This window comes from Plantactinospora sp. BC1 (genome assembly GCF_003030345.1).
Taxonomy (GTDB): Bacteria; Actinomycetota; Actinomycetes; order Mycobacteriales; family Micromonosporaceae; genus Plantactinospora.
Genome location: NZ_CP028158.1, coordinates 7,960,352 through 7,971,392, shown reverse-complemented (window position 1 = coordinate 7,971,392; position 11,041 = coordinate 7,960,352). Strand labels below are relative to the sequence as shown.

Annotated in this window: 11 protein-coding genes; 4 read left to right on the top strand and 7 right to left on the bottom strand. The window is 72.2% G+C overall.

Annotation, left to right across the window (positions count from 1 at the left end; translation table 11 throughout):
* Window positions 1-64: 64 nt before the first annotated feature.
* Window positions 65-664 carry a heme-copper oxidase subunit III gene (locus C6361_RS34985; protein ID WP_107261577.1) on the bottom strand — a complete coding sequence of 200 codons (600 nt, stop codon included), beginning with the start codon at window positions 662-664 and terminating at the stop codon, window positions 65-67.
* A gap of 108 nt (window positions 665-772) precedes the next feature.
* On the opposite strand from C6361_RS34985, the gene C6361_RS34980 reads away from it, so the two are divergent.
* From C6361_RS34980 to C6361_RS34965, 4 genes are all read left to right on the top strand, one after another.
* Entirely contained in the window at window positions 773-1,726 is a 954-nt protein-coding gene (locus C6361_RS34980) for a cytochrome c oxidase assembly protein (RefSeq protein ID WP_107261575.1), read from the top strand.
* Window positions 1,727-1,870: 144 nt separating this feature from the next.
* Entirely contained in the window at window positions 1,871-2,281 is a 411-nt protein-coding gene (locus C6361_RS34975) for a hypothetical protein (RefSeq protein ID WP_107261573.1), read from the top strand.
* A 61-nt stretch (window positions 2,282-2,342) separates the two neighbouring features.
* A complete protein-coding gene (trpD, locus tag C6361_RS34970; protein ID WP_107270445.1) occupies window positions 2,343-3,404 on the top strand; it encodes an anthranilate phosphoribosyltransferase in 1,062 nt (353 codons plus the stop codon).
* 190 nt (window positions 3,405-3,594) lie between these two features.
* The gene (locus C6361_RS34965) at window positions 3,595-4,254 is read left to right on the top strand and encodes a DUF4142 domain-containing protein (RefSeq protein WP_107270444.1); all 660 of its coding nucleotides are present in this window, start codon (window positions 3,595-3,597) and stop codon (window positions 4,252-4,254) included.
* Between the two features lie 99 nt (window positions 4,255-4,353).
* On the opposite strand, the gene C6361_RS34960 is transcribed toward C6361_RS34965, so the two are convergent.
* The 6 genes from C6361_RS34960 to C6361_RS34935 form a co-directional block, all read right to left on the bottom strand.
* A complete protein-coding gene (locus tag C6361_RS34960) occupies window positions 4,354-5,265 on the bottom strand; it encodes an alpha/beta fold hydrolase (protein ID WP_107270443.1) in 912 nt (303 codons plus the stop codon).
* Between the two features lie 75 nt (window positions 5,266-5,340).
* Window positions 5,341-5,628 carry an Lrp/AsnC family transcriptional regulator gene (locus C6361_RS34955; protein WP_107261565.1) on the bottom strand — a complete coding sequence of 96 codons (288 nt, stop codon included), beginning with the start codon at window positions 5,626-5,628 and terminating at the stop codon, window positions 5,341-5,343.
* Between the two features lie 163 nt (window positions 5,629-5,791).
* Window positions 5,792-6,652, bottom strand: coding sequence for a sugar phosphate nucleotidyltransferase (locus tag C6361_RS34950; protein ID WP_107271378.1), 861 nt, complete (start codon window positions 6,650-6,652; stop codon window positions 5,792-5,794).
* Window positions 6,653-6,717: 65 nt separating this feature from the next.
* Window positions 6,718-7,251 carry an NUDIX hydrolase gene (locus C6361_RS34945; RefSeq protein WP_199853607.1) on the bottom strand — a complete coding sequence of 178 codons (534 nt, stop codon included), beginning with the start codon at window positions 7,249-7,251 and terminating at the stop codon, window positions 6,718-6,720.
* Window positions 7,252-7,306: 55 nt separating this feature from the next.
* Window positions 7,307-9,088 carry a bifunctional (p)ppGpp synthetase/guanosine-3',5'-bis(diphosphate) 3'-pyrophosphohydrolase gene (locus C6361_RS34940; RefSeq protein ID WP_107261561.1) on the bottom strand — a complete coding sequence of 594 codons (1,782 nt, stop codon included), beginning with the start codon at window positions 9,086-9,088 and terminating at the stop codon, window positions 7,307-7,309.
* Window positions 9,089-9,230: 142 nt separating this feature from the next.
* Window positions 9,231-10,997, bottom strand: coding sequence for a DEDD exonuclease domain-containing protein (locus C6361_RS34935; RefSeq protein WP_234359192.1), 1,767 nt, complete (start codon window positions 10,995-10,997; stop codon window positions 9,231-9,233).
* Window positions 10,998-11,041: the final 44 nt, after the last annotated feature.

The following is an 11,041-nucleotide window of genomic DNA, read 5'->3' as shown; positions in this document are numbered from 1 at the left end:
TTAACGGTTTTCTCGACCTTGTCTCAGGGACGGGGCAACGGGGCGGAACGTGACATGACCAAGATCACTGGAGCCAGTAGATCATGCCGTACAGAGCGATCCAGACCACATCGACGAAGTGCCAGTAATACGAGACGACGATCGCCGAGGTCGCCTGCGCCGGGGTGAACCGGCCCATGGTTGTCCGGATCATGAAGATGATGAAGGCCACCAGACCACCGGTCACGTGCAGCGCGTGGAAGCCGGTGGTCAGGTAGAAGACCGACCCGTACCCGTCTGCGTTGATCTTGACGCCGTGGTGCACCAGCTCGCGGTACTCGTTGAGCTGACCCAGGACGAAGATCAGGCCCATCACGAAGGTGATCGTGAACCAGCGGCGCAGCGCGTGCACGTCACCCCGCTCGGCGGCGAAGACGCCGATCTGGCAGGTGACCGAGGAGAGCACCAGGATCACCGTGAACGTCGTCGCGTACGGGATGTTCAGCACCTCGGTGTGCTTCTCCCACTGCTCGGGCGCCGCCGCCCGGATGGAGAAGTACATCGCGAACAACGCCGCGAAGAACATGAGTTCGCTCGAGAGCCACACGATCGTCCCGACGCTGACCATGTTGGGACGGGTCAGCGAGTGGATCCGGCTCTTGTCAATGGCTGAGGCCGCAGTCACGCGGTCATTATTGCCCCTGATCGGCATCGCCCATCGTCGGGGTGGCCTAACTGCCTCGTCGGACGGGGTGACGTCCCCCGCCCGGTTCGTCTGGCCTAGCCTGAAAACGTGCTGCACCTCGATCCCGGTACCGCCTCGGCGGTGCCCCCGGCACCGGCCGTTCTCGCCGGTGGGGGCGCCGAGACGGCACCGTTCACCGTCTCGACCATCTTCACCGAGGCCACGCTGAACAGCTGGCTCGCCGTCGGCCTGGTGCTGGCCGCCGCCTGCTACCTGTACGGCGTACACCGGCTGCGGGTGCGCGGCCACTCCTGGCCGGTACTGCGCACCGTGCTCTTCCTCGGGCCGGGGCTGGGCGGGATCGCCGCGGTGACGCTCACCGGGCTGGGCGCCTACGACACCACCCTGATCTCGGTGCACATGGTCCAGCACATGGTGCTGTCGATGGTCGCGCCGATCTTCCTCGCCCTCGGCGCGCCGGTGACGCTGGCGCTGCGTACCCTCGGCAAGGCGCCGCGCAAGCGGCTGCTCGCGGTGCTGCACAGCCGGGTCGCCCGGGTCTTCACCTTCCCGCTCTTCGCCTACGCGATCTTCGTGGTGAACCCGTTCGTGCTCTACTTCTCCGGGCTCTACCGGTGGACCCTGGAGAATTCGTTCGGCCACGAGCTGGTGCACGCGCACTTCATCCTCACCGGCTGCCTCTTCTTCTGGCCGCTGGTCGGGCTCGACCCGCTGCCCGGCCGCTGGCCGTACCCGGCCCGGGCCCTGCTGATGGTGCTCTCGGTGCCGTTCCACACCGTGCTCGGGCTCACCGTCATGCAGAGCACCACGCTCTTCGGCGGCGACTGGTACCCGTCCCTGGCGCTGGCCTGGTCCGATCCGTGGAACGACCAGAAGGTCGCCGGCGGCATCCTCTGGGCCGGCGGCGAGTTCGTCAGCGTCACCATGCTCGGCGTGCTGGTGGTGCAGTGGGTGCGGCAGTCCGAGCGGGAGGCGCGCCGGACGGACCGGGAACTGGACCGCCAGGAGGCCCGGGAACGCGCCGCCGGTACCGCGGTGTAACGGGGCGGGCCGGGCAGCGCGGCCGGCGTACCGGATGTCCCGGGATTCGGGCGGTGCCGGCCCCGGACGCCGGGCGGGCCGGCCGGGCTCCGGAGCCGACCGGTACGATCGGCGGGCAGCTACGAGGTGGGAGCCCAGCGACCGATGAGCGATCGTCAATACACCGTCCTGCTCTACAGCGACGACCCGGAGGTCCGGGACCGGATGCGGCTCGCCGTCGGCACCCGGCCGGCGGCCGACCTGACCGTCGAGTTCGTCGACGCGGCCAGCTACGACGAGTGCATCCGGCTGGTCGACGACTACGAGATCGACCTGCTGCTGCTCGACGGCGAGGCGAGCCCGACCGGCGGGCTCGGCATCGCCCGGCAGATCAAGGACGACCGGGACGACGCCCCGCCGACCTGCGTGGTGATCGCCCGGGCCGCCGACCGCTGGCTGGCGGCCTACGCCCAGGTGGACGCCACCCTCGTGCACCCGCTCGACCCGGTGACCACCGGCCAGACCGTGGCCGGCCTGCTCCGCGCCCGCGCCAGCGGGGCGAGCGCGCGCTCCTAGGGCTCCGGGTCACGCACACCACCACACACCGCCCACCACCCGCCCCGCCCGGGAGGCCCGCATGGGGGAACGGACCTGGCCCAACCTGCTCGCCGCGCTGCTGCGCGACGAGGAGCTCTCCACCGCCGACACCGCGTGGGCGATGGGGGAGATCATGTCGGGGTCGGCGACCCCGGCCCAGATCGCCGGGTTCGCCACGGCGCTGCGGGCCAAGGGCGAGACCCCGGCCGAACTCGCCGGCCTGGTCGAGGCGATGCTGGGCCGGGCGACCCTGGTGGAGCTGCCGGAGGCGCTCCGGGTCGACGCGCTGGACGTGGTCGGCACCGGCGGCGACCGGGCGCACACCGTCAACATCTCCACGATGACCGCGATGGTGGTGGCCGGCGCCGGGGTACGCGTCGTCAAGCACGGCAACCGGGCCGCCTCCTCCTCGTGCGGCGCCGCCGACCTGCTCGAATTCCTCGGCGTACCGCTCGACCTGGGCCCGGCCGGGGTGGCCCGCTGCGTGACCGAGGTCGGCATCGGGTTCTGCTTCGCCGCCCGCTTCCACCCGGGGATGCGGCACACCGCGGTGCCGCGACGCGAGATGGGCGTGCCGACGGTCTTCAACTTCCTCGGCCCGCTGACCAACCCGGCCCGCCCGCGCTCCGGCGCGGTCGGCTGCTTCGACTCCCGGATGGCTCCGGTGGTGGCCGAGGTCTTCGCCCAGCGCGGCGACTCGGTGCTGGTGATGCGCGGTGAGGACGGGCTCGACGAGTTCAGCACCGCCGCGCCGACCCGGCTCTGGATCGCGCACGAGGGCCGGGTCACCGAGACCCTGGCCGACGCCGCCGACCTCGGCCTGCCCCGCTCGGCCCCCGGCGACCTGCGCGGCGGCGACGCCGCCTTCAACGCCGACGTGACCCGCCGGCTGCTCGCCGGCGAGCGTGGCCCGGTCCGCGACGCGGTGCTGGTCAACGCCGCCGCCGCCCTGGCCGCCCACGGCAGCTTCTCCGGCGGCCTCCTCCCCGCGATGCGGGACGGCCTGGCCAGGGCGGCCGAGTCGATCGACTCCGGCGCCGCCGCCCGCACCCTCGACACCTGGGTCGAGATCGCCAAGACCGCCAAGGCCGCCGAGCTGTAACTCGGATATCCCGCTCTTTCGCAGAAGAGAGCCCTCGGCGTCGGTCGAGGGGCACTACCTCGCGGAAAGGGCACGACCTCGCCGAACCGGGGCGGGGTGGTGGGGGCGTGTGATGTCGGGTGGCATCGGTCCGCGTGTGTAGGGGTCAACCGGGTACCCCCGAAGTTCAACGACGGAGGGGGGAACAAACATGTTGGTCGTCAAACGCTTGGGCGTGCTCGTCTCGATGGCGGTGCTCGGCCTCGTACCGGCGGGTGCCGCGTACAGCGCCGCTGCCGCACCGTCGGGGACGCCGTCGGCCACGCCGTCCGCTTCGCTGTCGGCGCAGGACAGGCAGTTCCTGCAGTCGATTCACCAGGTGAACCTCGCGGAGATCGCGACCGGGAACCTGGCGAAGCAGAAGGGGGCGAGTCAGGAGGTCAAGGACCTCGGCGGTCGGTTGGTGACGGACCACACCCAGCTCGACCAGAAGGTGCAGAGCGTCGCCTCGGCGGCCTCCCTGACGCTGCCGAACAAGGTGACCAGCGAGCAGCAGGCGGTCATCAACCAGTTGCAGAACGTCACGGGTACGGATTTCGACACCCAGTGGGTCACTGCGCAGCTCACCGCGCACACCCAGGCGATGCAGCTCGTACAGGCCGAATTGACCCAGGGTTCCGACCCGTCGGCCAAGCAGGTGGCGCAGCAGGCGGCTCCGGTGCTCCAGGCGCACCACCACGCGCTGGTGGCGGTCGCCCAGAGTCTGGGCATCCCGATCCCCGGTGGCACCACGGTGGCACCGAGTCCGGGAATCAGCTCCGGCGCTCCGACGCCGGGCGGCACGGTGACGCCGAGCCCGACCATCAGTTGATCCGCCGCCGCGACGCGGCGGCATGACGGGTCCTCCGGCCGCTACGCCGGGGGACCCGTCGCCGGGTCAGCGCGCCGGTGACCGAAGCGGCGGCGGAGGCTACCGGTGCGGCAGGTCGGCGACGAACTCCGCCACCCGGGCGGCGACCGGCGCCGACGCGCGTACCCAGGTGAAGTGGTCGAGCCGGGTGCCGCTCTCGGCGAGCGTGTAACGGGTACGCCGGACCGGGGCGGCGACCAGCTTGTCGCAGAGGTAGTCGACGGTCCCGTGCGGCGTGTACTGGTCGTGGTCGACGCTGACCGCCAGCACTGGGGTGCGCACCTCCCGTACGGCCGCCTCGACATCCACCCCGTCCAGTCGGGGAAAGCGACCCGTCCGGGCGGTGTAGGCCCAGTCCCGGATCACCCCGCGCGCCTGCCGGCCGCCGAAGCCCCACCCCGGCCAACTGCCCAGGACGGCCGCGCAGCCGTGGATGAGCTGGGTGCCGGCGAGCATCGCCAGACGGCGGTCCGGATAGGCCCGCCAGTACGGCAGCCCGACCGCGACCAGGGCCAACCCGTCGACCGGGGTGCTGGGGTCGAGCGCCAGATGCAGCAGCGCGGCCTGCCCGCCGAGCGAGTGGCCGAGCAGGATCCGCTGCCGGCCGTCGAGCCGAGGCTTCAGGCTCTCCAGTACCGCGCCGACGTCGCCGGCCAGCTCCGCGTAGCCGTACCGGGAGGCGCGGCTCGGTGCCGGGGTGCTGGCGCCGGTGCCGCGCAGGTCCGCCACGACCACGGCCAGACCGGCGCTGCGCAGCGCGGCGGCGAACGGCGCGTAGTAGCTGGCCCGCACCCCCATCGCCGGCCAGAGCAGCACGACCGGTGCCTCCGGCGCGCCGACCGGGTCGGGATAGCTGCGCAGGGCGATCCGGTCGCCGTCACGGTCGACGAAGGACTCCTCGTAGCCCGGCTGCGAGGAGTCCGGCTGCGAGGGCGGGGTCGGCTGCGGCGGCTGGTCCGGAGTGCTGGTCATCCGGCGAGCGTAGCCGGCTCATGTTACTGTCGGGTAACCGGTGTTCGGCCAGGCGGCGGGCAGCCCTGGCCGGTGTCAGTCCGGGTCGGGGAGACCGATCGCGAACGCCTCCTCCAGGTCGTGCTGGGAGTACGCCCGGAAGGCGATGTGCGACTCCGTACCCAGCACGCCGGGGACCTTCGAGATCCGTCCGGCGATCACCTCGGCGATCTGCTCGAACTCGCGTACCCGGACGACGGCGATCAGGTCGACGTGGCCGGCGACCGAGTAGACCTCGCTGACGCCGGGCACCGCCGCCAGCGTCTCGGCCACCTCGGGGATCGAGTCGGTGGCGCAGTCGATCAGGACGATCGCGGTGATCACCGGTGGACTCCTCTCGTCGACGTGCTCGCTGGCGCAGCCCGCGCCGGGCGGAGATCGGGTGCCGTGTCGGGCTGCCCGCCCATGCTAGAGCGTCGCCCGGCGGGTGGCGGCTACCGGCCCGACGCGGGGACCGGCCGGCAGGGCTTCGTCCGGGGGTTCGCGGCTACCGGCCCGACGCGGGGGCGGCGGGTGCCGGGACCGTCAGGGTGTCGCCGACCCGGATCGCGTCGGTCAGGCGCTCGTCGGCCCGGACCCGGCCGCCGGGCCAGACCACGCAGCGCTCGATGCTGCCTAGGACCACGGCACCGGCGCCGACCACCGCCGCCCGGGCTTCGCCGGTCACCTCGGCGGTCGGGTCGACCAGGCTGCCGCCGCCTGCCGCGTGCAGGTTCGCCGCCAGGTAGTCGGCGGGCGTGCCGGTGTCGAGGTACCAACCGGCGAACTCGACCACCTCCAGTTCACCGGCCTCCTCGGCGGGGCGCCAGACCGTGTGCACCAGTTCCGCCGGCTCGACCGGCAGGTCGCGGACCCGGGCCCAGGGCAGCAGCGAGAAGCCGGCGAAGCGGTGCCGGCCGAAGTCGCCGGGACGGGGTGGTCCGTCGACCGGCTGGCCGAGCAGCCGTACCGTCGTGCCGTCCCAGCCGGCGAGCAGCGCGGCGACGTCCGGCCCGGGGGGCGTGTCGGGCGCGGCCAGATAGGCGTCGGCGTTTCCGACGAGTACGCCCCGGCCGTCGATCCAGTTCCGCAGGTTGGCCACCCCGCCGGAGGTGCCGAGCGGGTCGCCGGGCTCGACCGAGAGGGCGGCCCGGCCGCCGACGTGCCGGACCACCTGGTCACCGAGGTAGCAGGCGTTCACCGCGACCGTCGCGGGGTTGTCGAAGCCGAGCGCCGACATCCGGCCGAGCGCCCGGTCCAGCAACGGCACGTTTCCGACCGGGCAGAGCGCCTTCGACAGGTGCTCGGTGAGCGGGCGGAGCCGACGGCCCTCCCCGGCGGCCAGCACCACGGCACAGACCTCGACCACGGCAGCCGGCGGGCCGGAGGCGATCTGCGTCGGGTCGGTGTGCGGCCCCGGGCCGGGCGCGGTGGTCACGACGGTGGCGGTGTGCCGGCCGGGTCGGTCTCGGCGAGCGGGCCGATCCGGTAGTGGGCGAGCAGTCGGGCGGTCGCGGTGCTGAGCGGAGGCAGCTCGTCGAGCCGGTGCCAGGCGGCCTCGAACACCTCGGCACCGTCGACCACCAGTTCGGTGGTCGAGGCCGGGACGCGTACCTGGAAGACCATGTCGACCCAGCCCTTGAGGTGTACCACCGCGTTCGGCACCGCCGGCTCGAACTCGGTCAACGGCAGCTTGATGCCGGTCTCCTCGTGCAGTTCGCGGGCGGCGCCGACCAGCGGGCTCTCGCGGCGCTGGAGCAGCCCGGCCGGCAGGGTCCACTTCCGACCCGGTGGCTGGCGCAGCAGCAGGATCCGGCCCGGTGCCGCCGCCTCGGCGTCGTGGACCAGGGTGACCGCGCCGACGATGTACTTCGGCACCGCCAGTCGGACCAACCGGCGACGCACCCCGATGGGCAGACGATAGAAGATCTTGTAGCCGACGGCGCGCGTCGACGAGCGGCGGGAGATCACCGGACCAGGCTAGAGGGCAAGCCGACCCGGTGAGTGTCCCGGGGCAGACCCTTCACTCCTGGTGGTCCACCATCGCGATCAACTGTTCGACCACCGTGTCCGGCTCGACCGTCCGGTCGACCACCGCGACCAGCAGGGTTTCCAGGTCGGGATAGCCCTGCTCCTCGGCGAGCCGGCGCAGCGGCAGGTCGTTGGCGAGCCCCCGGTCGTGCTTGCGCAGCGTCAGCCCGATGGTGGCCCGACCCAGCCGGACCTTGTCTGAGATCGAGATCGCCGGCTCCTGGTGGTCGGCGAACCAGCGGTTGATCTGCATCTGCGCGTGCGGCGACTTGACGAAACCGAGCCACTCCTTGCGCGGCCCCGGCGGGGCGACCGCGAGGTCGAACTCGCCCTGCGCGTCGGTCTCGCTGAAGATCTCGACCACGTCGCCCTCGTCCAGTTCCGAGGAGAGCGGGGCCAGCCGGCCGTTGATCTTCGCGGCGAGGCAGTGGTCGCCCCGGTGCGGGCCCAGCTCGTACGCCAGGTCGACCGGGGTGGAGCCGGCCGGCAGGACGATCTGCCGACCCTCGGCGAAGACCTGGATCTGGGTCTCGGCGAGGTCGCAGCGCAGCGACTGGAGGAACTGCGCCGGGTCGGCGGTGTCCCGTTCCCAGTTGAGCACCCGCTGCAACCAGTCGAGCTGTTCGGCGCTGCCCGCCGCGTCCACCCCCGGCTTGGGGAAGCGGAAGTCGGCGGCGATGCCGTACTCGGCGGACTGGTCCATCGTCTTGGTCCGGATCAGCACCTCCACGGTCCGCTCGTCCGGACCGATCACCGTGGTGTGCAGGGACTTGTAGAGGTTGTTCTTCGGCGCGGCGATGTAGTCCTTGAACCGCCCGGCGACCGGCCGCCAGAGGCCGTGGATCGAGCCGAGCGCGGCGTAGCAGTCGGTGTCCGGCCCGTCCACCACGATCGCGATCCGGGGCAGGTCGAACGGGGTGGTCTGGTCCCGGGCGACGGTGTCCTTCCAGATCGAGTAGTAGTGCCGGTCCCGGCGCCGTACCGTGGAAATGATCTTGTCGCGCCGGAGTACCACCTTGGCCTGGGCCACCACGTCGTCGAGATAGCCGGCCCAGTCCGGCCGGCTCTTGACGTATTCGTCGATCCGGGCGTACGCCTCGGGTTCGAGGTGGCGCAGCACCACGTCGTCCAGGTCGCGCTTGAGCGCCTGGATGCCGAGCCGGTCGCAGAGCGGGACCAGCACCTCCTGGGTGGCGCGGGCGATCCGGGCCCGCGAGGCGAGCGAGCGGGCGTCGAGGGTACGCATGTTGTGCAGCCGGTCGGCGAGCTTGATGATCAGGACCCGGACGTCCTTGCCCGCCGCGATGATCATCTTGCGGATCGTCTCGGCCTCGGCGGCCTTGCCGTAGAACGCCTTGTCGAACTTGGTCACTCCGTCGACCAGGTGCGCCACCTCGCGTCCGAAGTCACCGGTGAGCGCCTGGAGGGTGTAGCGGGTGTCCTCGACGGTGTCGTGCAGCAGCGCGGCGACCAGGGTGACGGTGTCCATCCCCAACTCGGCGCAGATCTGCGCCACCGCCAGCGGATGCGTGATGTACGGCTCGCCGCTCTTGCGGAACTGCCCCCGGTGCATGCTCTCGGCAATGGCGTAGCTGCGGCGCAGCACTCCGACGTCGGCGCTCGGGTGCACGCTGCGGTGTGCCCGGACCAGTTGGGTCACCGGATCGTCCTCAGCGGACGGCCAGGACAGCAACGAGCGCAGCCGTCTGCTCAGCGTGATCTCCGTCGGGCGGGCGCTTCCGAAGGCAGCGCCGTGACCGGCTTCGAGGTCCACGCGGAGCCACCTCCTCACTCACCGCCACGTCCAGGGCCGACGGACGCGCGGAAGACCAGTGCGCACGCAAGCCCCGAAATCGGGCAGGACTGCACTTCTCTAACAGCCTAAAGGAGTGAAGGTCGTCCGATCGGTCACTTGCTTATGTGCGTTCGGTCGGGAGTTGTCTCGACGACGCCGCCTCGGCCCGGACCAGCAGGTCACGGAACCGCCCCGCCCCCCTGGCCGGAGAGGCCCAACCAGCGGATGTCTCGACCAGCCGCGTGTCGGGCCGCTCCAACCAGGACAGGATGCGTTCGGACTCCTCGGCCGAGGCGTTGGGGACCGGACCGTGCCCGGGCAGCACCGTCTCGGCGGTCGCCCGGACCAGGTCGAGCACCCTCCGGGGCGGCACCCCCGGCGCGGCGGTGCCGGCCCCGGCCAGCCGGCCGTGCCGGACCACCGCGATCTCCCAACCGCCGTCGGCGGCCCGCCGGGCGGCGGCCAGCTCACCGATCCGGGTCAGCCCGACCAGGCGTTGCATCCGGACGGTGGCCCGGAGTACCGCCGCCAGCCGGCTCCGGACCACCGCCGCCTCCTCGTAGCGCTGGGCGTCGGAGAGCACCCCGATCCGGGCCAGCAGCGCGTCGACCAGCACCTGCGGGTCGTCGGCCAGAGCCGAGCGGACCGGCTCGACCGCGCGGTGCGCGTACTCGTCGACCGAGATCCGGTGCTCGCAGGGTGCCGGGCAGCGACCCAGCTCGGCCAGCGCGCAGGCCGGGCTGGTGGTCCGGACCGAGAGCCGGGGGGTGCACTGGCGCAGCGGCACCGCGTCGTGCACCCCGGCCGCGGCCAGCTCCGCCGAGCGGCGGGAGCTGAACGGGCCGAGATAGGCCGCGTCGTCCGGGCCCAACGACCTGACCAGGGACAACCGCGGGTACGGCTCCGAGGTCAACTTGAGCCAGACCACCCGCTCCGGAAACTTCGACCGGCGGTTGTACGGCGGGGCGTGCGCGCCGATCAGCCGCAGCTCGCGCACCTCCGCCTCCAGCGGATGGGCACACTCGATCGCCTCGACCCGCTCGGCGGCGGCCAGCATCTCCGAGATCCGGGCCCGCTTCTCGGCGGCGGTGAAGTAGCTGCGCACCCGGGTGGCGATGTCCCCGGAGGTGCCGACGTAGAGCGGCCGGTCGTCGGCGGCCCGGAAGATGTAGACCCCCGGCACCCTGGGCAGCCCCTCGGCCAGGTGCCGCTTGCGGCGCTGGGTCGGGGTGACCGCCTTGGCGAACTCGATCGCGTCGCCGAGGGTCTCCACCCGGTGCCCGCCGAGCCGGGCGATCAACCCGTGCAGCACGTCCACGGTGGCCTTGGCGTCGGCCAGCGCCCGGTGGCTCGGCTGGTGCGGGGTGCGGAAGTAGGCCGCCAGGGTGCCGAGCTTGCGGTTGGGCACCTCGTCCCGGGTGAGCACCCGGCGGGCCAGCGCCGCCGTGTCGAGCACCCGGGGGTTCGGCCAGGTGTAGCCGTGCCGGGCACAGGCCGCCTTGAGGAAGCCCACGTCGTAGGGGGCGTTGTGCGCGACCAGCACCGCACCCCGGAGGAACTCCAGCAGGCTGGGCAGCACCTCCTCGACCGGCGGGGCCGGCAGCAGCATCGCCTGGGTGATCCCGGTCAGCACGGTGATGAACGGCGGAATCGGCTCACCCGGGTTGACCAGGGTGGCCAGCACGCCCAGCTCCTCGCCGCCGCGCACCTTGACCGCGCCGATCTCGGTGATCCCGCCGCCGTCCGGGGCGCCACCGGTGGTCTCCAGGTCGAGCACCACGAAGGTGGTCTGCCGCAGTGACGTCGCCTCGTCGGGCCAGCCGTCCGCGCCGGGAGTGCCGTCCGGCAGGCCGTCCAGCGTGCCCTGGACATATTGAGGTGAGACCACGGCGGGCAGGTTAGGCGGCACGTACGACACTTCCGTATCATCCG

What these genes read in the sequence shown, in the direction of transcription:
- C6361_RS34960 (WP_107270443.1), bottom strand. Translation starts at nt 5,265, where the DNA reads ATGACCAGCACTCCGGACCAGCCGCCGCAGCCGACCCCGCCCTCGCAG.
- trpD (WP_107270445.1), top strand. Translation starts at nt 2,343, where the DNA reads ATGGGGGAACGGACCTGGCCCAACCTGCTCGCCGCGCTGCTGCGCGAC.
- C6361_RS34965 (WP_107270444.1), top strand. Translation starts at nt 3,595, where the DNA reads ATGTTGGTCGTCAAACGCTTGGGCGTGCTCGTCTCGATGGCGGTGCTC.
- C6361_RS34975 (WP_107261573.1), top strand. Translation starts at nt 1,871, where the DNA reads ATGAGCGATCGTCAATACACCGTCCTGCTCTACAGCGACGACCCGGAG.